This is a genomic window from Geodermatophilus sp. CPCC 205506, from assembly GCF_051383635.1.
GTDB lineage: Bacteria > Actinomycetota > Actinomycetes > Mycobacteriales > Geodermatophilaceae > Geodermatophilus.
The window spans coordinates 13,204-33,221 of record NZ_JALPKP010000032.1 but is presented as its reverse complement, the minus strand read 5'-3'; the positions used below and the strand labels follow the sequence as shown (position 1 = coordinate 33,221).

23 protein-coding genes are annotated in these 20,018 nt (G+C 74.3%); 6 read left to right on the top strand and 17 right to left on the bottom strand.

Annotated elements, in window-relative coordinates:
* Positions 1-2: 2 nt before the first annotated feature.
* Both rdgB and rph read right to left on the bottom strand, forming a co-directional pair.
* Entirely contained in the window at positions 3-614 is a 612-nt protein-coding gene (gene rdgB, locus MY520_RS17990) for an RdgB/HAM1 family non-canonical purine NTP pyrophosphatase (RefSeq protein WP_436693927.1), read from the bottom strand.
* Positions 611-1,351: a ribonuclease PH gene (rph, locus tag MY520_RS17985; RefSeq protein WP_436693926.1), complete on the bottom strand. Its 741-nt coding sequence runs from the start codon at positions 1,349-1,351 to the stop codon at positions 611-613. Before rph ends, rdgB begins: the two co-directional genes overlap by 4 nt.
* Before the next feature lie 58 nt (positions 1,352-1,409).
* On the opposite strand from rph, the gene MY520_RS17980 reads away from it, so the two are divergent.
* Both MY520_RS17980 and bcp read left to right on the top strand, forming a co-directional pair.
* Complete coding sequence (locus MY520_RS17980; protein ID WP_436693925.1) at positions 1,410-1,814, top strand: YjbQ family protein; 405 nt, start codon at positions 1,410-1,412, stop codon at positions 1,812-1,814.
* A gap of 63 nt (positions 1,815-1,877) precedes the next feature.
* On the top strand, positions 1,878-2,378 hold the full coding sequence (gene bcp / locus MY520_RS17975; RefSeq protein ID WP_436693924.1) for a thioredoxin-dependent thiol peroxidase: 501 nt from the start codon (positions 1,878-1,880) through the stop codon (positions 2,376-2,378).
* Between the two features lie 89 nt (positions 2,379-2,467).
* Here bcp and MY520_RS17970 read toward each other — a convergent pair whose 3' ends face one another.
* The 8 genes from MY520_RS17970 to MY520_RS17935 all read right to left on the bottom strand — a co-directional run bounded on the left by MY520_RS17970 (position 2,468) and on the right by MY520_RS17935 (position 7,989).
* Positions 2,468-2,839, bottom strand: coding sequence for a hypothetical protein (locus MY520_RS17970; protein WP_436693970.1), 372 nt, complete (start codon positions 2,837-2,839; stop codon positions 2,468-2,470).
* Between the two features lie 108 nt (positions 2,840-2,947).
* The gene (locus tag MY520_RS17965) at positions 2,948-3,511 is read right to left on the bottom strand and encodes a DUF4188 domain-containing protein (protein ID WP_436693923.1); all 564 of its coding nucleotides are present in this window, start codon (positions 3,509-3,511) and stop codon (positions 2,948-2,950) included.
* 174 nt (positions 3,512-3,685) lie between these two features.
* Positions 3,686-4,171, bottom strand: coding sequence for a DUF4262 domain-containing protein (locus tag MY520_RS17960; protein ID WP_436693922.1), 486 nt, complete (start codon positions 4,169-4,171; stop codon positions 3,686-3,688).
* 94 nt (positions 4,172-4,265) lie between these two features.
* On the bottom strand, positions 4,266-5,219 hold the full coding sequence (locus MY520_RS17955; protein ID WP_436693921.1) for a DNA polymerase domain-containing protein: 954 nt from the start codon (positions 5,217-5,219) through the stop codon (positions 4,266-4,268).
* Between the two features lie 39 nt (positions 5,220-5,258).
* Positions 5,259-5,999, bottom strand: a complete 741-nt coding sequence (locus tag MY520_RS17950) for an MBL fold metallo-hydrolase (RefSeq protein ID WP_436693920.1) — start codon at positions 5,997-5,999, stop codon at positions 5,259-5,261.
* A gap of 72 nt (positions 6,000-6,071) precedes the next feature.
* Positions 6,072-7,022 (bottom strand): PLP-dependent cysteine synthase family protein, encoded by a 951-nt coding sequence (locus MY520_RS17945; protein ID WP_436693919.1) that lies wholly within the window; start codon positions 7,020-7,022, stop codon positions 6,072-6,074.
* A gap of 47 nt (positions 7,023-7,069) precedes the next feature.
* The gene (locus tag MY520_RS17940) at positions 7,070-7,348 is read right to left on the bottom strand and encodes a ubiquitin-like small modifier protein 1 (protein ID WP_436693918.1); all 279 of its coding nucleotides are present in this window, start codon (positions 7,346-7,348) and stop codon (positions 7,070-7,072) included.
* A 167-nt stretch (positions 7,349-7,515) separates the two neighbouring features.
* Positions 7,516-7,989: a Mov34/MPN/PAD-1 family protein gene (locus MY520_RS17935; RefSeq protein WP_436693917.1), complete on the bottom strand. Its 474-nt coding sequence runs from the start codon at positions 7,987-7,989 to the stop codon at positions 7,516-7,518.
* A 64-nt stretch (positions 7,990-8,053) separates the two neighbouring features.
* On the opposite strand from MY520_RS17935, the gene MY520_RS17930 reads away from it, so the two are divergent.
* The 3 genes from MY520_RS17930 (at position 8,054) to MY520_RS17920 (ending at position 10,353) form a co-directional block, all read left to right on the top strand.
* On the top strand, positions 8,054-8,407 hold the full coding sequence (locus MY520_RS17930; protein WP_436693916.1) for a hypothetical protein: 354 nt from the start codon (positions 8,054-8,056) through the stop codon (positions 8,405-8,407).
* Between the two features lie 73 nt (positions 8,408-8,480).
* On the top strand, positions 8,481-9,764 hold the full coding sequence (locus tag MY520_RS17925) for a nicotinate phosphoribosyltransferase (protein ID WP_436693915.1): 1,284 nt from the start codon (positions 8,481-8,483) through the stop codon (positions 9,762-9,764).
* Positions 9,765-9,780: 16 nt separating this feature from the next.
* The gene (locus MY520_RS17920) at positions 9,781-10,353 is read left to right on the top strand and encodes a nicotinamidase (protein WP_436693914.1); all 573 of its coding nucleotides are present in this window, start codon (positions 9,781-9,783) and stop codon (positions 10,351-10,353) included.
* 51 nt (positions 10,354-10,404) lie between these two features.
* Here the strand turns inward: MY520_RS17920 and serB are convergent, their stop codons facing one another.
* From serB to MY520_RS17900, 4 genes are all read right to left on the bottom strand, one after another.
* Positions 10,405-11,670: a phosphoserine phosphatase SerB gene (gene serB / locus MY520_RS17915; RefSeq protein WP_436693969.1), complete on the bottom strand. Its 1,266-nt coding sequence runs from the start codon at positions 11,668-11,670 to the stop codon at positions 10,405-10,407.
* Positions 11,671-11,781: 111 nt separating this feature from the next.
* Positions 11,782-13,533 carry an aa3-type cytochrome oxidase subunit I gene (gene ctaD, locus MY520_RS17910; RefSeq protein WP_436693913.1) on the bottom strand — a complete coding sequence of 584 codons (1,752 nt, stop codon included), beginning with the start codon at positions 13,531-13,533 and terminating at the stop codon, positions 11,782-11,784.
* Between the two features lie 115 nt (positions 13,534-13,648).
* A complete protein-coding gene (locus MY520_RS17905; protein WP_436693968.1) occupies positions 13,649-14,476 on the bottom strand; it encodes a putative RNA methyltransferase in 828 nt (275 codons plus the stop codon).
* Positions 14,477-14,525: 49 nt separating this feature from the next.
* Complete coding sequence (locus tag MY520_RS17900; RefSeq protein WP_436693912.1) at positions 14,526-15,029, bottom strand: metallophosphoesterase family protein; 504 nt, start codon at positions 15,027-15,029, stop codon at positions 14,526-14,528.
* Positions 15,030-15,107: 78 nt separating this feature from the next.
* Between MY520_RS17900 and MY520_RS17895 the strand changes: the two genes are divergently transcribed.
* Positions 15,108-16,652, top strand: a complete 1,545-nt coding sequence (locus MY520_RS17895) for a DHA2 family efflux MFS transporter permease subunit (protein WP_436693911.1) — start codon at positions 15,108-15,110, stop codon at positions 16,650-16,652.
* Positions 16,653-16,730: 78 nt separating this feature from the next.
* On the opposite strand, the gene MY520_RS17890 is transcribed toward MY520_RS17895, so the two are convergent.
* The 3 genes from MY520_RS17890 to MY520_RS17880 form a co-directional block, all read right to left on the bottom strand.
* The gene (locus tag MY520_RS17890; RefSeq protein ID WP_436693910.1) at positions 16,731-17,696 is read right to left on the bottom strand and encodes a cytochrome c oxidase assembly protein; all 966 of its coding nucleotides are present in this window, start codon (positions 17,694-17,696) and stop codon (positions 16,731-16,733) included.
* 62 nt (positions 17,697-17,758) lie between these two features.
* A complete protein-coding gene (locus tag MY520_RS17885) occupies positions 17,759-18,682 on the bottom strand; it encodes a cation diffusion facilitator family transporter (RefSeq protein ID WP_436693909.1) in 924 nt (307 codons plus the stop codon).
* A 110-nt stretch (positions 18,683-18,792) separates the two neighbouring features.
* Positions 18,793-19,776 (bottom strand): M23 family metallopeptidase, encoded by a 984-nt coding sequence (locus tag MY520_RS17880; protein ID WP_436693908.1) that lies wholly within the window; start codon positions 19,774-19,776, stop codon positions 18,793-18,795.
* Positions 19,777-20,018 lie beyond the last annotated feature (242 nt).

Sequence of the window (20,018 nt, the reverse complement as noted above, 5' to 3'; positions counted from 1 at the left end):
GCTCAGGCGCGTCCGAGCAGCTCGGCGACCACCGGCACCAGCGCCGCGAAGGCCTGGCCCCGGTGACTGCGGGCGTCCTTCTCCGCCGGGGCCAGCTCGGCCGAGGTGAGCTCCAGCCCCTCCGGGACGAACACCGGGTCGTAGCCGAAGCCGTTGCTGCCCCGCTTCTCGCGGATCACCCGGCCGCGCCACGAGCGCTCCAGCACCCGCTCGCCGCCATGGGGGGTGACCAGGGCGGCCGCGCAGACGAACGCCGCGCCCCGCCGCTCGTCGGGGACGTCGGCCAGCTGGCCCAGCAGCAGGGCGGTGTTCGCGTCGTCGTCCCCGTGCCGGCCCGACCAGCGGGCGCTGAGGACGCCGGGCATCCCGTTCATGGCGTCGACGGCGAGGCCGGAGTCGTCCGCGACCGCCGGCAGCCCCGTGTACCGGACCGCCTCGCGCGCCTTGAGCAGCGCGTTCTCCGCGAAGGTGGCGCCGGTCTCGGGCGCCTCGGGATAGGACGCCACGTCGGCCAGCCCGACCACCGACACCCCGGGGACGGCGCTCTCCAGCAGCCGCTGCAGCTCCGCGAGCTTGCCGGCGTTGCGGGTGGCCAGCAGCAGCCGGCCGCTCATCGGGCGAGGGCCTCGGCCTGCAGCCGGGACAGCTCGGCGCAGCCGCCGACGGCGAGGTCCAGCAGGGCGTCCAGCGCGGACCGGTCGAAGACCCCGTTCTCCGCGGTGCCCTGCACCTCGACGAAGCTGCCGTCGCCGGTGCACACGACGTTCATGTCGGTGCCGGCGCGGACGTCCTCCTCGTAGGCGAGGTCCAGCCGCGGCTGACCCTCGATCACGCCCACACTCACCGCGGCGACCGACTGCACGATCGCCGTCGGCCGGGCCAGCTTCCGGCGGGCGCCGAGCCATGACACCGCGTCGGCCAGGGCGACGTAGGCCCCGGTGATGGCCGCCGTCCGCGTGCCGCCGTCGGCCTGCAGGACGTCGCAGTCGATGGCGATGCTGTTCTCCCCGAGCGAGGCCAGGTCGATCGAGGCCCGCAGGGAGCGACCGATCAGTCGGCTGATCTCGTGGGTGCGCCCGCCGATGCGGCCCTTCACCGACTCCCGGTCGCTGCGGGTGTGGGTGGCCCGCGGCAACATCGAGTACTCGGCGGTGACCCAGCCCAGGCCGGAGCCCTTGCGCCACCGCGGCACCCCCTCGGTGACGCTCGCGGCGCACAGGACGCGGGTGCGGCCGAACTCGACGAGCACCGACCCCTCGGCGTGGTCGAGCCAGTGACGGGTGATCGTCACCGGACGGAGCTGGTCGGCCTCCCGGCCGTCGGGGCGCGGACTGGCGGCTGCGGCACTCACGGAGGCCGACAGTAGTGCGCGGCGGGCGGGCGCCGGTCGGGCCGGGCAGGATCCCGGCATGCGATCGGAGCTGCGAGCGGTCCGCACCGGCGGCGTGCCCACCGTCGTCGACCTCACCGACGAGTGCGCCGAGTTCGTGCGGAGCGAGACCGACGGGCTGCTGCACGTCTTCGTCCCGCACGCGACGGCCGGCGTCGCGGTGATCGAGACCGGGTCGGGGAGCGAGGAGGACCTGCTGGCCCAGCTCGACGTCCTGCTGCCCCGCGACGACCGCTGGCGGCACCGGCACGGCAGCCCGGGCCACGGCCGGGACCACGTGCTCCCCGCGTTCGTGCCGCCGCACGCGAGCATCCCGGTGCTCGCGGGTCGCATGCAGTTGGGCACCTGGCAGCGGGTCTGCCTGGTCGACACCAACACCGACAACCCGCAGCGCCACGTGCGGCTGTCCTTCCTCGCCGGCTGAGCGCCTCCCCCGTCGGTGCGCCCCCGTAGAGCGGTGTCGGCGGAGCACGGCAGGATGCCGGGCATGACCGACACCGACAGCGGCATCGACGCGGCCCCCGTCCGCCTCGCACCCGGGGACCCGGCGCCGGAGTTCACGCTGCCCGACGCCGACGGCAACCAGGTGTCCCTCGCCGACCACCGGGGACGCCGGGTGATCGTCTACTGCTACCCGGCCGCGCTCACCCCCGGCTGCACCACGCAGGCGGTCGACTTCACCGCGTCCGCCGGCGAGCTGGCCGAGGCCGGGCTGGACATCATCGGCGTCTCCCCCGACCCGCCGGAGAAGCTGCTGCGCTTCCGCGAGAAGGAGGGGTTGTCGATCACCCTCGTCTCCGACGTGGACAAGGAGGTGCTGCGGGCCTACGGCGCCTTCGGGCCGAAGAAGCTCTACGGCAAGGAGGTCGTCGGGGTGATCCGGTCGACCTTCATCGTCGACGCCGAGGGCCGCATCGAGAAGGCGTCGTACAACGTGAAGGCCACCGGGCACGTCGCCAAGCTGCGCCGGGAACTCGGGCTCGGCTGACCCCCGGCCCGGCCCCTCCCTCGGCCGGGCCGCCGCCTCCGGCGGCGGGTGTCCGGCACGGACGCGGCGGGTCCGCGCGCCCGGCGTCGTCAGTGCAGGGCCAGCACCAGGCAGACCACGGCCAGGGCCAGGGCCACCGGCGTCATGACCAACCGCTCCGGGCGGCTGCGGGAGGCGGCGTTCATGGCCACGCCGACCGCGAAGTAGGCCGCCAGCGCCCAGATCGCGACACCGGCCAGACCGCCGGGCAGGACGCCGGAGATCCCGCCCGTCTGCAGCACCACGAGCGCGAAGACGGCGTACAGCGCGATGGAGACCGCGCTGCCGATGCGCAGACCCGTCGGCAGCACGGAGGTGCGCCCACCCCACGCGAACCGGCCGAGCGGTGCGCCGGCGATCAGCAGCAGCTGGAAGACGGCCAGGCCGGCGAGGAGTGCAGCGCCCACGAGCGCGGCGACCATGATCACGAGTGCACGCTAGCGGGTGCCGCCGGTCGCCCTCGGCCGGCTCGGAACGGGCCCGGGCCGCCGAACGGGCCCGGGCCGCCGGGCGGGCGGGAGCCGCCGCGGTCAGTCGGCCCAGATCTCGCTCGCCGGAGCGGGCTCGGGCGCCGGAGCGGGCCGCGGAGCCCGCGGCTCGGGCACCGGCGCCTGGCCCTCGGCGGCCGTCCGGCGCAGCCGCAGCCGCGCGGAACTGTTGCCCGCCAGCGGGACCACCCGGCCGGCCACCGCCAGCCCCTGTTCCGGCACGTCGCTGTAGATCGCCTCGTACTCGCCGGCCCGGACCAGGAAGGTCTCGTGCCAGATGCCGGTGCGGCCGTGCCGATCGCGGCTGTACCACTGCAGCCACGTCGGCCGGTGCAGGTCCCCGGGGTCGCGGGCGAAGGCCTCCAGGTGCTCGAAGCTGCGCCAGTACTGGACGACGAGCAGCCCCGAGGTCCGGTAGGCCAGCAGCCCCTTCTCGGGATGGGCCATGAGGTCGGCGAGCATCGCCTGCATGCCGCGCCGGCGGCCGCCGACGTCGAGGAAGGCCTGGAACGCCCGCCACGGCTTGTTGAGCCGGGCACCGATCACGAAGACCACGAAGTCGCCGTCGATCTCCGCGCCGAACCGCCCGGGGTGGATGCGCGCCATCGCCTTCTCCTTCCCTGCCCGGGAACGGCGGCCGGGGTGTTCGGCGGCCGATGACCGCAGATCGTCGACGCGTCCGGGGGCGGCGGACAACCCCCGGAGCGCGACACGGCCGCGCAGCGGGCGGACCGTGACCCGGCTGTCGCGCTCCGCCCGGGTGAGGACGCCCGGGCGGCCTCACGCCCGCCACTCCCCCGGGCGCGGCTGGCACGCCGGCCCGCACGGGTAGCCGGGCTGCCACGGGAAGGTGCCGTCCCGGTGCGGCCAGGTCAGCTGGAACGCGGGGACGGAGTGGTCGGCCGGCCGTTGGTAGAAGCGGTTGGCCGAGAAGAGCACCTCGCCGGGGTTGGGGCAGACCTCGACGTACAGGCGCCCCGCCCATCCCGGCCAGGAGACGAACTCCCCGGGCACGAGGTCGCGCCCGCCGGCCACCATCGCGGCGACCTCGTCGAGCAGGGTGTGGGTCTGGTCGGCCGAGGAGCCGACCACGACCAGCTCGGGGTGCCCCAGACCGAACAGGCCGACGGTGTAGCCGAAGGCGGGCTCGCCGGGGTCGTCGCCGGCGCCGACGTACTGCACGGCCCAGCGGTGCTGCCGGATCACCGCGGCGAGGTGGGCGTCCTCCTGGTCGAGCCAGGCGGTTGTCTGCGGATCGGTCGTCATGCCCGGGAGGGTGCGCCGGGGGCCGGACACCCTGCCCTCGGCGGCCGGACCGGCGGTGGACGGCGGGCGGACCTGTGGAAGGCGCCCGGGACCGTCAGTCCCCCTCCTCCGCGCGGCGCGCCCGCGCCCGGCGCTTCCCCTCGTGCATCGCCTGCACCCGCGCGACCGGGATGGTGTGGCCCTCGGCGACCAGCTCCGCGGGCAGTTCCTGCGGCTCGGGCAGCAGCTCCGCCCACGGGTCGCCGTCACCGAGCCGCTCCGCCGCCGTCCGCACGGTGATCTCCGCCGGCCGCACGGCCGGCAGCTCCGGCCACGGCACCGGCGCCGAGACCGGCAGCCCCGGCCGCACGCGCGGGCTGTAGGCGGCCACGATCGTCGAGGAGTAGGAGCGCGTGGAGTCCAGGAACACCCGGTCGCCCCGGTCGGCCTTGATGTAGGCGGTGGTCGCGAGCTCGGGGTCGAGCCGCTCGGCGCGCACGGCCAGCGCGCGGGTGGCGGCCGCGGCGTCGTCGGCCCGCGTCCCCCGCACCGGCACCACGACGTGCGCTCCCTTGGAGCCGCTGGTCTTCACCGCTCCGGCCAGCCCGGCGTCGGTCAGGGCCCGCCGCACCAGCTCCGCCGCCCGCACGACGACGTCGAACCCGGCGCCCTCGGGCGGATCGAGGTCGAGCACGATCCCGGTGGGCTCCTCGGCGCCGGCCGGGACGAAGGGCACGTGGAACTCCACCGCGCGCTGGTTGGCCAGCCAGAGCAGCGTCCGCCGGTCCTCGCAGAGCACCTGGTGCACCTCGCGGTGGGCGCCCGCGGACCACACGGCGACCGTCCGCACCCACTCCGGTGCGCCCTTGGCGACGTTGCGCTGCATGAACGGCTGCTGCCCCGGGCGCACCCGCATGACCGACAGCGGCCGCCCGGCCAGCTGCGGCACGAGCCGGTCGGCGAAGGCGTCCAGGTGGTCGACCAGGTCGCCCTTGGTCACGTCGAGCCCGTCACCCAGGGGCGCGTCCAGGCTGGTCAGCCGGACGCCGTCCCGTTCGTCGTCGACCACCGGCCCACCGTGCCCGGCCCGACCCGGCCGGGCAAGTGTTCACACGTCGTAGGTGCCCCTGGGCTCGACCAGCTCGCTGGCCGGGAAGACCTCCCGCGCGGCGGCCAGCTGCGCCTCGCGGTCGATCCAGGCCGGCACGTGGGTGAGGAGCAGCCGGCCGACCTGTGCCGCCGCGGCGTGCTCACCGGCCTCCCGGCCGGTGAGGTGCAGGGCGGGCGGCAGGTCCGGGACGTCGGGGTGCGCCGCCTCGGCCAGCAGGACGTCGGAGCCGCGGGCGAGCTCGACGACGGCGGCGCTGGCCCCGGTGTCCCCGGTGTAGACCAGCGACCGGCCCCCGGCGTCCAGCCGGATCGCGTAGCACTCGACCGGGTGGGCGGTGCGGGCGAGTGCGGCGGTGAACGGGCCGAGGGTCAGCTGCCCGGCCCCGACCGGGACGAAGTCGAAGACGTCGGTGAGCCCCTCGCCGTCGCTGTCGTAGGCCAGGGCCAGCCGGCGCTCGGCGCCGACCGGGGCGTACATCGGCACCGGCTTCCGGGTGGAGCGGCCCGAGTAGCGGTGCCACACGACGAACGGCGCGACGTCCAGGCAGTGGTCGGCGTGCAGGTGGGACAGGAACACCGCGTCGACGGTGGCGGGGTCGGCCAGGCCCTGCAGGGCTCCGAAGGAGCCGTTGCCGAGGTCGAGCAGCAGCCGGTAGCCGTCGTGCTCGACCAGGTAACAGGAGGCGGGGGACGCCGGCCCGGGACCGCTGCCGGAGCAGCCGATGATGGTGAGCCTCACGCGGGGTCCCCCGGCCGATCGACTGTCCCTGCCACGCGGGTCAGGCTAGCTGGCAGTCCGGGGTGCCCGGGCTCACGCCCAGAGCTGGCCCTCCAGCGCGGAGGTCGCCTCCTCCAGGGTGCCGCCGTAGGCGCCGGTGGAGAGGTACTTCCAGCCGCCGTCGCAGACGATGAAGACGATGTCGGCCTTGCGCCCGGCCGCCACCTCCTTGTCGGCGATGCCGAGCGCCGCGTGCAGGATGGCGCCGGTCGAGATGCCGGCGAAGATCCCCTCCTGCTCCACCAGCTGGCGGGTCCGGCGGACGGCGTCCTGCGGCCCGACGCTGAACCGGGAGTCCAGCAGCGTCGGGTCGTACAGCTCGGGGACGAAGCCCTCGTCGATGTTGCGGAGCCCGTAGACCAGCTCGCCGTAGCGCGGCTCGGCGGCGATCACGCGGACGTCGGGCTTCTTCTCCCGCAGGAAGCGGGAGACGCCCATGAGCGTGCCGGTGGTGCCCAGGCCGGCGACGAAGTGGGTCATCGACGGCAGGTCGGCGAGGATCTCCGGGCCGGTGCCGGTGTAGTGCGCCTCGGCGTTGGCCGGGTTGCCGTACTGGTAGAGCATGACCCAGTCGCCGTGCTCGGCGGCCAGCCCCTTGGCGACGGCGACGGCCTGGTTGGAGCCGCCCGCCGCGGGGGAGCTGATGATCCGCGCGCCGTACATCTCCAGCAGCTGGCGCCGCTCGATGGAGGTGTTCTCGGGCATGACGCAGATCAGCCGGTACCCGCGCTGGCGGGCGACCATCGCCAGCGAGATCCCGGTGTTGCCGCTGGTCGGCTCGAGGATGGTGTCGCCCGGCTTGAGCTTCCCCTCCTTCTCGGCCGCCTCGACCATCGCGATCGCCGCGCGGTCCTTGATGGAGCCGGTGGGGTTGTGGTCCTCCAGCTTGGCCCACAGCCGGACGTCGGGGGTCGGCGACAGGTTCGGCAGCCCGACCAGCGGGGTGTTGCCGAGCGAGTCGACGAGGGAGGCGAAGCGGGCCATGGGGAGCTCTTCCGGGATGCGGGGAGGGACGGTCGCCGAGCGGGTGCTCAGCAGCCGCCGGCGACCGCCGGGAGGATCGTCACCGAGTCGCCGTCCTTGACCTGGGTGTCGAGCGCACCGGTGAAGCGGACGTCCTCGTCGTTGACGTAGACGTTGACGAAGCGGTGCAGCTTGCCCTCCTCGGTGACGAGGCGGTTCTTCAGGCCCGGGTGCTTGGCGTCGAGGTCGTCGACGAGCGCCCCCAGGGTGTCCCCGGTGCCCTCGACGGTCTTGTTGCCGCCGGTGTGGGTGCGCAGGATGGTCGGGATCCGGACCTCGATGGCCATGGCGTGCTGATCTCCTCGGGAGTGGGGGGTGGCGGGCCCGCTGCCGGGGGCAGCAGGACGTGCGTCTGGACGGGGAACGCCCGCTCGCCGCCGGGCATTCCTGCGGCGGCCCTCCTGCAGGGTCCCGCCGCGAGCTCGCGAGCGGTGGGGGGCAGGAGGGCCCTTGGTCAGTCGTAGACGACGGTCGTGGGCGAGTGGCCGAACAGGTAGGACTCGACGACCTCGACGTCCTCCTCGCTCACCTCGCCGTCGACGATGCGGAAGCTGCGGAACTCCACCTCGTCACCGGCCAGGCCGGTCTGCTCGCCGTGGTGCCGGGTCGACACCAGGACGTAGTGGGCGTTCGGCTCCGACGCGTAGCTGATGTCAGTGCGCGACGGGTACGCCTCGGTGGCGGTGTGCGAGTGGTAGATCACCACCGGCTCCTCGTCGCGGTCGTCCATGTCCCGGTACAGCCGCAGCAGGTCTCCGGAGTCGAACTCGTAGAACGTGGGCGACCGCGCGGCGTTGAGCATCGGGATGAACCGCTCGGGCCGGTCGCTGCCCTCGGGGCCGGCGACGACGCCACAGGCCTCGTCCGGGTGGTCCTCCCGGGCGTGGGCCACGATGGCGTCGTAGGTCGCGCGGTCGATGCGCAGCACGGCGCCAGTCTAGAAGGACCTCTGCGCGGTGCCCGGACGGGGCCGCCGGATACGGTGCCGTCTCGTGGTGCTCGACCTGTTGATGGCCGCCGGCGTCGTCGTCGTCGCGGTGCCGGCCCTCGTGCTCGGCATCGGCGGGGTACGGCACCGCAGCGGCCACTACAGCAGCGACGCCGGAGCCGACCGCGCCTCGCTGGTGCTGCTGGTCACCGTGCGGGTGCTGGCGCTGCTGCTGGTCTTCGCGCTGTCGGCCGTCGTGCTGGTCTCGACGATCGGTGCGGCGGTCCGCGACGTCGAGCTGCACGGGATGGTCTACGTCCTCTTCGTGCTCGACGCCCTGCTCGTGGCACTGGTCCTGCTCACCTTCGGCCGGCGGGCCCGGCGGGTGCGCCGCCCGGCGGCCTCCACGCGCCGCTGAGCCGGGCGATCCGCCGTCCGGGCGCCGCCGTCCGACGGGTCGTCGTCCCCTCACCGGCCTAGGCTCCGGAGCCATGTCGACGGGTCCCGCGCTGCTCACCGACCGGTACGAGCTGACCATGGTCGCCGCCGCCCTCGCCGACGGCACCGCCGACCGCGACTGCGTGTTCGAGGTCTTCGCCCGGCGGCTCCCCCACGGCCGGCGCTACGGCGTGGTCGCCGGCACCGCGCGCCTGCTCGAGCAGCTGCCCCGCTTCTGCTTCACCGACGACGACATCGCCGCGCTGCGCGCCCAGGGCCTCACCGACACGCGGCTGCTGGACTGGCTGGCCGACTTCCGCTTCGGCGGGGACGTCGACGGCTACGCGGAGGGCGAGTTCTTCTTCCCCGGCTCCCCCGTGCTGACCGTCCGCGCGCCCTTCGCCGAGGGTGTGCTGCTCGAGACGCTCATCCTCTCCGTCCTCAACCACGACAGCGCCATCGCCTCGGCGGCGGCCCGCATGGTCGCCGCGGCCTGCGACCGGCCCTGCATCGAGATGGGGTCGCGCCGCACGCACGAGGAGGCCGCCGTCGCCGCCGCCCGCGCCGCGCACCTGGTCGGCTTCGGCACGACGTCCAACCTCGAGGCCGGGCGCCGCTACGGCGTCCCCACCGCCGGCACCAGCGCGCACGCCTTCACCCTGCTGCACGACGACGAGGCGTCGGCCTTCCGGGCCCAGGTGGCGGCCCTGGGCGTGGGGACGACGCTGCTCGTCGACACCTACGACGTCGACCGCGGCATCCGGACGGCGGTGGAGGTGGCCGGCCCCGGGCTCGGCGCGATCCGGCTGGACTCCGGCGACCTGCCGACGCTGGCCACGCACGCCCGGGAGCTGCTCGACGAGCTGGGCGCGACGTCCACCCGGATCATCGTGACCAGCGACCTCGACGAGTACGCCATCGCCGGCCTCATGGCCGCCCCGGTGGACGGGTACGGCGTGGGCACCTCGCTGGTGACCGGCTCGGGCGCCCCGACGGCGGGGATGGTCTACAAGCTGGTCGAGCGCGACGGCGTCCCGGTGGCCAAGAAGTCGGAGGGGAAGAACTCCGTGGGCGGCCGGAAGCACGCCGTCCGCCGGCACGACGCCGACGGCACGGCGACGGCCGAGGTCATCTGCGCCAGCCCGATCACCCCCGAGGACGGCGACCGGCAGCTGGTCGTGGAGCTCGTGCGCGGCGGCCGGGTGTGCAGCCCCGCCTCCCCCCGCGAGGCGCTGGCCGCCGCCCGCGCGCACCACGAGCGCGCGCGGGCCGCCCTGCCCCAGGAGGCGTGGGCGCTGTCCCGCGGGGACTGCGCGATCGAGACGGTGGTGGCGTGAACCCGGGAGGTCAGCGATGAGCCGCGCGCTGGTGGTCGTGGACGTGCAGAACGACTTCTGCGAGGGCGGCAGCCTGGCCGTCGCCGGCGGCGAGGCGGTGGCCGGGGCGATCACCGAGCACGTGCGGGCGCGCGCCGGCGAGTACGCGCACATCGTGGCCACCCGGGACCACCACGTCGACCCGGGCGGTCACTTCGCCGCGGAGCCGGACTTCGTCGCGACCTGGCCGCGGCACTGCGTGGTCGGCACCGGCGGCGTCGAGTTGCACCCTCGACTGGAGCGCGAGCCCCTCGAGGCGGTGTTCGACAAGGGCGAGTACGCGGCCGCCTACTCCGGATTCGAGGGGCGGTCGGGCGGCGTGCCGCTGGCCGACTGGCTGCGCGGGCGCGGGGTGGACGCCGTCGACGTCGTGGGCATCGCCACCGACCACTGCGTCCGGGCCACCGCCCTGGACGCCGTCCGCGAGGGGTTCGCGACCCGGGTGCTGCTGCCGCTGACCGCCGGCGTCAGCGAGGCGACCACCGAGGCCGCGCTCGACCAGCTCCGCGGCGCCGGCGTCGAGCTGGAGGGCACGGTCCACCGACCCTAGGGGCCGAAGTGGCCACGACGGCCCTCCCCCCGGGCCCGGACGGGCGACAGATCACGTCGCGTCGAGGACCTCGTCCCTCGTGAAGCCGAGCACCTGCAGGACGGCGTCGAGGTAGGGCTGGTTGATCGCGGTGTGCGCCTGCTCCCGCACGAAGGGCTTGGCGTTGAAGGCGATGCCGAGACCGGCCGCGTTGAGCATGTCGAGGTCGTTGGCGCCGTCGCCGACGGCCACCGTCTGGTCGAGGGGGATCCCGTGCTCGGCGGCGAAGCGGACGAGGGCGCGGGCCTTGCCGGGGCGGTCCACGATCTCGCCGACCAGGCCGCCGGTCAGCCGGCCGTCGGCGACCTCGAGGGTGTTGGCCGCGGCGAAGTCCAGCCCGAGCTCCTCGGCGAGCGGGTCGGTGATCTGGGTGAAGCCGCCGCTGACGATGCCGCAGCGGAACCCCAGGCGCTTGAGGGTGCGGATCAGCGTGCGCGCGCCCGGCGTGAGCACCAGCCGCTCCCGGACCTCGTCGAGCACCTCCACCGGCAGCCCGGCCAGCGTGGCCACCCGGGCCCGCAGCGACTGGGCGAAGTCGAGCTCGCCGTTCATCGCGGCCGCGGTGATGCGGGAGACCTCGGCCTCCCGCCCGGCGCGCGCGGCCAGCTCGTCGATGACCTCCCCGCGGACCAGCGTGGAGTCGACGTCGAGGACGATGAGCCGCTTGCTGCGGCGGGCCAGCCCGACCGGCTCGACGGCGATGTCCGCCCCCGTGCTGGCGGCGACCGAGGCCAGCGCGGTGCGCAGCGCGGTCGACTCCCCGCCGGAGACGGTGAGCTCGAAGCTGACGACCGGGTAGTCCGACAGCCGGCGGATGGCGTCGATGTTGCCGCCGATCCCGGCGATCGCCGACGCCGCACCGGCGACCGCCTCGGGCGGCACGGGCCGGCCGAGCACGATCACGTGGTGGCCGCGGCCGTTCTGCCGCTCCTCCTCGTCGACCGAGTCGACCTGCACCTGCATCCCGGTGGCGTCGGCGACCTCGGTGGCCAACCGGGCCAGCCGGGCGAGGAACGACGGCTCGTCGTCCGGCTCGGCGCCGTCCAGCGCGACGGCGGTGACCTCCACGCCGAGCACCAGCTGGCCGTGGACGACGACCTGCTCGACGTCGACGACCTCGATGGCCCGCCGCGCGCTGCCGGCCTCGGCGATCGCCGTGAACAGTCGCGCGGTGACCCCCGGCCGGTCCCCCCCGGTGACCGTCACCAGCGCCCGCGGAGTGGCCAGCGGGGCGGTCGACGGCGGTCGGGAGGAGGGGTCCAGCGGCACGTCGGCCATCGTGCCGCACGGCGCTCCGCCGCCCGGGAGCCGCCCCACCGACCCCGCCCCGGACGCGGCGACGCCCCGCCGGCCGGGGCCGACGGGGCGTCGCACTCGGCGGGTCCTGTCTCAGGTCGGGTCGGGGTCCTTGCTCCCCTGCCGCGGCCCGGCCGTGCCCCCCAGCTCGCTGGCGTACGGCTCGTGCCGCTTGCCGGCGTGGGCCTCCCGCTCGAGGCGCTCGAGCAGGTGCGGGTAGTGCGCCTCGAACGCCGGCCGCTCGGAGCGGATCTTCGGGATCTCCACGAAGTTGTGCCGCGGCGGCGGCGACGAGGTCGCCCACTCCAGCGAGTTCCCGTGGCCCCACGGGTCGTCGCGCACGGCCAGCCGCCCGTACTTCCACGACTTCACGACGTTGTAGATGAACGGGATCGTGGAGGCGCCCAGGATGAACGAGAAGATGGTCGAGATGGTGTTCAGCGTGGTGAACCCGTCGGTGGGCAGGTAGTTGACGTACCGGCGCGGCATGCCCTCGTTGCCCAGCCAGTGCTGGATCAGGAACGTGCCGTGGAAGCCGATGAACGTCAGCCAGAACTGCAGCTTGCCCAGCCGCTCGTCCATCATCCGGCCGCACATCTTCGGGAACCAGAAGTAGATCCCGGCGTAGGCGGCGAAGACGACGGTGCCGAAGACGACGTAGTGGAAGTGCGCGACGACGAAGTACGTGTCCGAGACGTGCCAATCCAGCGGCGGGCTGGCCAGCAGCACCCCGGTGAGGCCGCCCAGCAGGAAGGTGACCATGAAGCCGATCGAGAACAGCATCGGCGTCTCGAAGGTCATCTGACCCCGCCACATGGTGCCGATCCAGTTGAAGAACTTGATGCCGGTCGGCACGGCGATCAGGTAGGTCAGGAAGGCGAAGAAGGGCAGCAGCACCGCGCCGGTGGCGTACATGTGGTGCGCCCACACCGCCAGCGAGAGGGCACCGATGGCCAGCGTCGCGAAGACCATGCCCTTGTAGCCGAACAGCGGCTTGCGGCTGAACACCGGGATGACCTCGGTGATGATGCCGAAGAACGGCAGCGCGATGATGTAGACCTCGGGGTGCCCGAAGAACCAGAACAGGTGCTGCCACAGCATCGCCCCGCCGTTCTCGTCCGAGTAGACGAGCGAACCGAGGTTGCGGTCGGCCAGCAGCGCGAACAGCGCGGCGGTGAGGATCGGGAACGCCAGCAGGATGAGCACGCTGGTGACGAGCGCGTTCCAGGTGAAGATCGGCATCCGGAACAGCGTCATCCCCGGCGCGCGGAGGCAGACGATCGTGGCGATGAAGTTGACGCCGCCGAGGATCGTGCCGAGGCCGCTGACCGCGAGGCCGGCGATCCACAGGTTGCCGCCGGCACCCGGGCTGTGCACGACGTTCGACAGCGGCGTGTAGGCCGTCCAGCCGAAGTCCGCGGCACCGCCCGGGGTGAGGAAGCCGGACATCGCGATGATCGACCCGAAGAGGAACAGCCAGTAGGAGAAGGCGTTCAGCCGCGGGAAGGCGACGTCGGGGGCGCCGATCTGCAGCGGCATGATCAGGTTGCCGAACGCGAAGAACAGCGGCGTCGCGAACATCAGCAGCATCACCGTGCCGTGCATGGTGAACAGCTGGTTGTACTGCTCGGGCGACAGGAACTGCAGCCCCGGCCGGGCCAGCTCCCCGCGGATGAGCATGGCCATGAGCCCACCCAGCATGAACCATGCGAAGGAGGTGGCCAGGTACATGAGGCCGATGGTCTTGTGGTCGGTGGTCCGCAACAGGTTCGACAGGCGCGAACCCCTCTGGACCTCGCGAGCCGGGCTGGGGCGGCTCACGATCGGTGCCGGTGCGATCGTCACCGCCGCAGCATAAGCGGTGCCTCCGGGGCACCTCCTGCCGAGAGGGGCAGGCACGCCGGACGGCGCTCCCGGGGCCCGCGCGGCCGTGATCCGGCCGTGACCTGGCTCTCCCGGCTCAGCCGGCCGGCGCCCACGCGGTGACGTCGACCGCCACCGTCACCGCCGAGCGCTCCGGCAGCCCCGCGACCGCGGCCGCCAGCGCCGCCGGGGTCAGGTGGCGCGCGTGCGGCCCCATGCCGACGAGGGTGGTGACCGCGGTCCGGTCCAGGCTCACCTGCTGGCGGTGGCCGCCGGCCCCGACCGGCCGGAGGTGCGGTTCGAGCGCCGCCGACAGCCGCCGGGCCTTGTCCGGGTCCACCTGCAGCAGCCCCAGCGGCCCGACCAGCTCGACGAGGTGGTCGGCGGCGGGCGTGACGACGACGAGCCGGCCGCCGGGTCGCAGCACGCGGGCGATCTCCGGCCCGTTGCGCGGGGCGAAGACGACCAGCACGCGGTCGACGGCGGCGTCGCGCACCGGCAGCCGGGCCCAGGTGTCGGCGACCACGGCCAGGGCCCGGGGATGGGCGCCGGCGGCCCGGCGGGCGGCGTACCGCGAGGAGTCCAGGACGACCCCGACGGCGTCGGGCAGCCGGTCGAGGACCCCGGCCAGGTGGTGGCCGGTCCCCCCGCCGAGGTCGAGCAGCGTGCCGGGCGGAGGGTCGCCGTCCGCGACGACGGCGTCGGCCAGGGCGGCGGTGACCCCCGCGTAGTGCCCGGCGGCCAGGAAGGCCACCCGGTCGGCGACCATCTCCCCCGAGTCGCCCGACGGCGGGACGTGCCCGGGCGGGAGCAGCGTGACGTGGCCCTGCCGCGCCCGGTCGAAGGCGTGCCCGCCGTCGCACCGCAGCCCCGTGTCGCCGGGCAGCGCGGACAGCGGCGCTCCGCACACCGGGCAGGCCAGCAGGTCGAGGGCCCGCGGGGGCCAGGGACGGCGGGCGCTCACCGGACCGCGGTCACCTGGCGACCGGGTGGAAGGTCACGTCGTGCAGGGCGCCGTCGGCCGCGACCGCGGTGACGAAGGTGCCGTGCGGCTGCCGGCGGCGGTCGGTCGGCGAGCCGGGGTTCAGCAGCCGCAGGCCGGTGCCGGCGGTGGTGTCCCAGGGGATGTGGCTGTGCCCGAAGACGAGGAGGTCGGCGTCGGGGAAGCGGGCGGCGGCGCGCACCTCCCGGCCCTTCCGGTCCCCCGTCTCGTGGACGACGGCGACGCGGAGGCCCTCGATCTCGGCGCGGGCCACCTCCGGCAACCGCTCGCGCAGCGGCCCGTGGTCGTTGTTGCCGTACACCGCGAGCAGCCGCCGCGCCCGCTCCTCCAGCCGGTCCAGCAGGGCGACGTCCACCCAGTCGCCGGCGTGCACCACGACGTCGGCCGCGTCGATCGCGGCCCACAGGGCATGAGGTAGGTCACGCGCACGCCTGGGGACGTGCGTGTCGGCCGTGAACACCAGGGAAACCGGCACGTGCACATGGTCGCAGGGCGTTAGGTTGCCGATCGCCCGATGCCCGGGCTCTCCCCCTGAAAGACCTCGAGGACCCCCATGACAGACCCCACGTCCACGCGCGCCACCGGCGCCGGGCACGTCGGCGACGAGCCGTACCCGAGGCGGTGGCTGGCCCTCGCGGTCATCGCCGTGACCGTCCTCCTCGTGATCCTCGACGCCACGATCGTCAACATCGCACTGCCCGCGGTCTCGGCCGACCTGCAGATCTCCGCGGCCTCCCAGCAGTGGATCGTCACCGCCTACACGCTCACCTTCGGAGGCTTCCTGCTTCTGGGCGGCCGGATCGCCGACTTCTGGGGCCGCAAGCGCACCTACCTGGTCGGCGCGGCCGGCTTCGCGATCGCCTCGGCGCTGGGCGGCCTCGCCCAGAACGAGGAGACGCTGTTCGCCGCCCGCGCGCTGCAGGGCGCCTTCGGTGCGCTGCTCGCGCCGGCCTCCCTGGCGCTGCTCACCGTCCTGTTCACCGACCCGAAGGAGCGGGCCAAGGCCTTCGCCGTGTACGGCGCGATCGCCGGTGGCGGCTCGGCCGTCGGCCTGCTGCTCGGCGGGGTGCTCACCGAGTACGCCGACTGGCGCTGGTGCTTCTGGGTGAACCTGCCGGTGGCCGTCGTCGCCATCGTCGCCGCCATCCCGATCGTGCCGGAGAGCCGCGCCCCGGGTGACACCAGCTACGACATCCCCGGCGCCGTGCTGGTCACCGCCGGCATCGCGTCGTTCGTCTACGGCTTCACCCAGGTGGCGGAGAAGTCGCAGGAGAACGCGGCGGCCGGCATCGCCGACAGCGGCTGGACCGACCCCGCCGCGCTCGCGTTCATCGGCGTCGGGCTCCTGCTGGTCGCGGCGTTCGTCGTCCTCGAGCTGCGGACGCGCAACCCGCTGCTGCCGATGCGGATCATCCTGGACCGGAACCGGGGCGGCGCGTACCTCACCTCGACGCTGGTCGGCGCGGGGCTGATCGGGGCGTTCTTCTTCCTCAGCCTCTACTTCCAGCAGGTGCTGGAGTACAAGCCGGTGCACGCCGGCCTCGCGTCGCTGCCCACCACGCTGGGCGTGCTCATCTCGGCGGGCGCGGCGAGCGCGCTGGTGGTCAGGACCGGGCCGAAGCCGCTCATGGTGCTCGGTGGCCTGCTCGCGGCCACCGGCCTGTTCGTGCTGTCGTTCCTCGAGGTGGACAGCGGCTTCTGGTCGCTGGCCTTCCCCGGCCAGCTGCTGCTCGGCCTGGGCCTCGGTTTCACCTTCGTGCCGCTGTCCAACCTGGCCCTCGTCGGCGCCGGTGCGCACGACGCCGGCGCGGCCAGCGCCGTGCTCAACGCCACCCAGCAGGTCGGCGCCTCGATCGGCACCGCGCTGCTGGCGACGCTGTCGGTGGGCGCGATCACCGACTACGTCACCGGGGTCGCGACCTCGGGCGGGAACCCGCAGGACCCGGCGGTCGGGCTCCAGGCGCAGGTGGAGGGCTACACCACGGCGTTCACGTGGGCGGCGGCGCTGCTCGTGCTCGGCGCGCTGGTCTCCGCGGTGCTCATCAAGGCCACCAAGGAGGACCTCCCCGCCGAGGGTGCCGCGGTGCACGCGGGCTGACCCCACCCCGCGTTGATCATGGGCTCGTGGTCGGCGACACGGCCGGACACGCCGTCGAGCCGGGCAACGAGCCCATGATCAACGCGGGCTCGCGCGGTCGGCCATCGCGCGCAGGCGGGCGTTGTAGGCCGTCAGCTCGGCGTCCTCGGTGCGGACGGCGGCGCGGTCCAGCCGCTTGGCCTTGCGCTCCTCCGAGCCCATCCACGAGAAGAGCACGACCGCCATCACGAACACCATGGGCAGCTCGCCGAAGGACCACGCGATGCCGCCGGCGGTCTTCTGGTCGGCCAGCACGTCGACGTCCCAGGCGGCGGGCGGGTTCGCGAAGGTCCGCACCACCAGCGAGCCGGCCATCATCACCGCGACGCCGAAGAAGGCGTGCAGCGGCACCGGGATGAGCAGCTCGAACATCCGGCCGGCATGCCCGGTCGTCCGCGGCCACGGGTCCTGACCCAGGATCGGCCCGAAGAACAGCAGCCCGGTGACCAGGAAGTGGGTCAGCATGAACTGGTGCCCCAGCGGGTCGTCCATCAGGGCGTCGAACAGCGGCGTGAAGTAGACGCCGTAGAGGCCGGCGAGGAACAGCGGCAGCGTGAACCCCGGGTGTGCCACGAACCGGCCGACCCGGCTGTGCAGCGCGTCGAGCAGCAGCGCCCGGGGCACGCCGGCCAGGCGCCGGCCCCGCGGCAGCGTGCGCAGCGCCAGGGTCACCGGGGCGCCCATGAGCAGCAGCAGCGGCGACACCATCGACAGCACCATGTGCTGCGCCATGTGCACGCTGAACAGCACCATGCTGTAGCCGTTGAGCCAGGTGCCGGTGACGGCGAACAGCGATGCGCAGCCGGCCACCCAGGCCGCCGTCCGCCACCACGGCCAGGACACCCCCGACCGGCGCAGGACGGCGACGGCCACCGGGTAACCCACGATGCCCAGCAGGCTCAGCGCCGCCAGCAGTGACCAGCCGTCCAGGTGCGGCAGGAACAGCCGCCCCCAGGTCGGTGGGTCCGCGGGCACCCACATGCCCGAGTGCTGACCGTGCTCCACCGCGACGCCTCCCGCTGTCTCCGACTGCGCCCCCACTCTCCCACCCGGACCGGCGGGGGTCCCTATTCGTGGACCGGGGCCTCGTGGCCGGCGTGCGACGGGGACTCCAGCTGGAAGGTGCAGTGCGCGACGTCGAAGTGCCCGCCCAGGCATTCACAGAGCGCGTCCAGCACCCGGCCGCCGTGCCCGGCCTCCAGCGCCTCGTCGGTGACGACGACGTGTGCGGACAGCACGGGCAGGCCGGAGGTGATGGTCCAGGCGTGCAGGTCGTGAACGCCGATGACCCCGTCCACCGCCAGCACGTGCGCCCGGACCGAGTCCAGGTCCACCCCGCGGGGGGCGGCCTCCAGCAGCACGTCGACCGCGTCGCGCAGCAGCGACCAGGCCCGCGGCAGGACCAGGACGCCGATCGCGAGGGAGGCGACGGTGTCGGCCGGCGTCCAGCCGGTGGTGGCGATGACGACGGCGGCGACGATGACGGCCACCGAGCCCAGCGCGTCGGCGAGCACCTCCAGGTAGGCGCCGCGCACGTTCAGCGAGTCGCCGCGGCCGCGGTGCAGCAGCGCCAGCCCACCGAGGTTGACCACCAGGCCGACGCCGGCGACGGCGAGCATCACGCCGGAGCCGATCTCCGGCGGGTCCCCGAACCGGCGCACCGCCTCCACCAGCACGTACCCGGCCACCCCGAGCAGGAGCAGCCCGTTGGCGACGGCGGCGAGGATCTCCAGCCGCTGCCAGCCGAACGTCCGGCGACCGCGCGCCGGGCGCTGCGCCAGGGTCACCGCGCCGAGGGCCAGCCCGATGCCGAGGGCGTCGGTGGCCATGTGCCCGGCGTCGGCGAGCAGAGCGAGCGATCCCGACACGACGGCCCCGACGACCTCGGCCACCATGACGGCGACGGTCAGCGCGAGGACGACGGCCAGCCGGCGGCGGTGGGCCGCCGAGGCGGTGGCCGGGCCGTGCGCATGACCGTGGTCGGAGCTCATCAGCCCCTCTTCCCCGCGCCGCGCCGCACACGGGGAGTCTCCCCCACGCGGCCGCCCTTCAGGGCCCCCGCGCCGAGCCTGCGATGCGTGGGGGGAAGGGTGGTCCTTCCTCAGATCTGGACGCCGCGCTCCCGCAACCAGGGGAGCGGGTCGATCTTCTCGCCGTTGATGCCACCGACGTGCACCTCGAAGTGCAGGTGCGGCCCGGTGGACTGGCCGCGGTTGCCGAGCAGCGCGATCGTGTCGCCGGCCCGCACCACCTGGCCGGCGGACACCAGGATCTCCTCCATGTGCCCGTACACGGTCACGTCGCCGTTCGCGTGCTGGATGTAGACGACGTTGCCGTAGCCGCTGGCCGGGCCCGCCTCGAGGACGACGCCGTCCATGGCGGCGTACTCGGGGGTCAGCATGGGAGCGGCGAGGTCGATGCCGGCGTGCAGCTTGCCCCAGCGGGCACCGAACTGGCTGGTCAGCCGGGCGCCGGCGACCGGCAGCACGACATCGGGCCGGGCCGCCTCCGCGGCGGCCTCGGCGGCGAGCCGGTCGGCCTCGGCCTGCACCTGCGCGGCGGCGGCCTCCTGGTCCTCGCGGGCGGTGCGGCTGGCGGCGATCTCGCCGAGGCCGGTGGCGGCGTCGGCCTCGATGGCGGCCGCGACCGACTCGGAGGACTGCGTGTCCAGCCCGAGCTCCTCGGCCACGCTCACCGAGTCGCTCGCCGACGCTCCGCCGTCGGCCTGGGCGACGTGCTCGCCGCCGGTGACCAGGCCCAGGCCGACGGCGCCGACGAGGGCCGCGGCCAGGTAGAGCGCCGGACGGCGGTGCGCCGACGGCGGGCCCGGGCGACGCCGGTCGCGGCGCCGGCCGAGCCGGGTGACGACCACCGCGGGCGCGGCGGCCTCGTGGTCCGCGGTGAGGTCGTCGATGCCGGCGCGGGCGGTGGCCTCGGCCTGCCCGGTGAGGTCGGCCAGGTCGGCCACCTCGGCCAGCCGTGGCTGGGCACCGGTCTCGGACGGCGTGCTCTCCGACGACTGCGCGACCCCCGTGCGCGGCGTCGAGATGGTCTGGGGCGACGTCTCAGTCGCTGGTCCGGACACCCGTCGCGAGGACGGGGCCGCGGCCGTGTCGAGTCGGGTGGCGGGGCCCGGAGCGGGCGCCGTGCCCTCATCGAGGAGACGGTCGTGGGCGAGCTGAGTCATGCACCTGGCTTCCGTGGGGGACGGGGATCGTCGTGCGGTGCCCGCAGTGCGGACGGGACTCATGTAAACACGTCGTGACCGTTTCGTGATGTGAGGACAGGGGTACTGACCTGCGGTTTCGTGTCCTGGGTCACAGAGCT

Excerpts from the sequence above, each read along its gene's own strand:
- rdgB (WP_436693927.1), bottom strand. The coding sequence starts at position 614 with ATGAGCGGCCGGCTGCTGCTGGCCACCCGCAACGCCGGCAAGCTCGCG.
- MY520_RS17980 (WP_436693925.1), top strand. The coding sequence starts at position 1,410 with ATGCGATCGGAGCTGCGAGCGGTCCGCACCGGCGGCGTGCCCACCGTC.
- bcp (WP_436693924.1), top strand. The coding sequence starts at position 1,878 with ATGACCGACACCGACAGCGGCATCGACGCGGCCCCCGTCCGCCTCGCA.
- MY520_RS17970 (WP_436693970.1), bottom strand. The coding sequence starts at position 2,839 with ATGGTCGCCGCGCTCGTGGGCGCTGCACTCCTCGCCGGCCTGGCCGTC.
- MY520_RS17965 (WP_436693923.1), bottom strand. The coding sequence starts at position 3,511 with ATGGCGCGCATCCACCCCGGGCGGTTCGGCGCGGAGATCGACGGCGAC.
- MY520_RS17960 (WP_436693922.1), bottom strand. The coding sequence starts at position 4,171 with ATGACGACCGATCCGCAGACAACCGCCTGGCTCGACCAGGAGGACGCC.
- MY520_RS17945 (WP_436693919.1), bottom strand. The coding sequence starts at position 7,022 with ATGGCCCGCTTCGCCTCCCTCGTCGACTCGCTCGGCAACACCCCGCTG.
- MY520_RS17940 (WP_436693918.1), bottom strand. The coding sequence starts at position 7,348 with ATGGCCATCGAGGTCCGGATCCCGACCATCCTGCGCACCCACACCGGC.
- MY520_RS17925 (WP_436693915.1), top strand. The coding sequence starts at position 8,481 with ATGTCGACGGGTCCCGCGCTGCTCACCGACCGGTACGAGCTGACCATG.
- MY520_RS17920 (WP_436693914.1), top strand. The coding sequence starts at position 9,781 with ATGAGCCGCGCGCTGGTGGTCGTGGACGTGCAGAACGACTTCTGCGAG.
- serB (WP_436693969.1), bottom strand. The coding sequence starts at position 11,670 with ATGGCCGACGTGCCGCTGGACCCCTCCTCCCGACCGCCGTCGACCGCC.
- MY520_RS17895 (WP_436693911.1), top strand. The coding sequence starts at position 15,108 with ATGACAGACCCCACGTCCACGCGCGCCACCGGCGCCGGGCACGTCGGC.
- MY520_RS17885 (WP_436693909.1), bottom strand. The coding sequence starts at position 18,682 with ATGAGCTCCGACCACGGTCATGCGCACGGCCCGGCCACCGCCTCGGCG.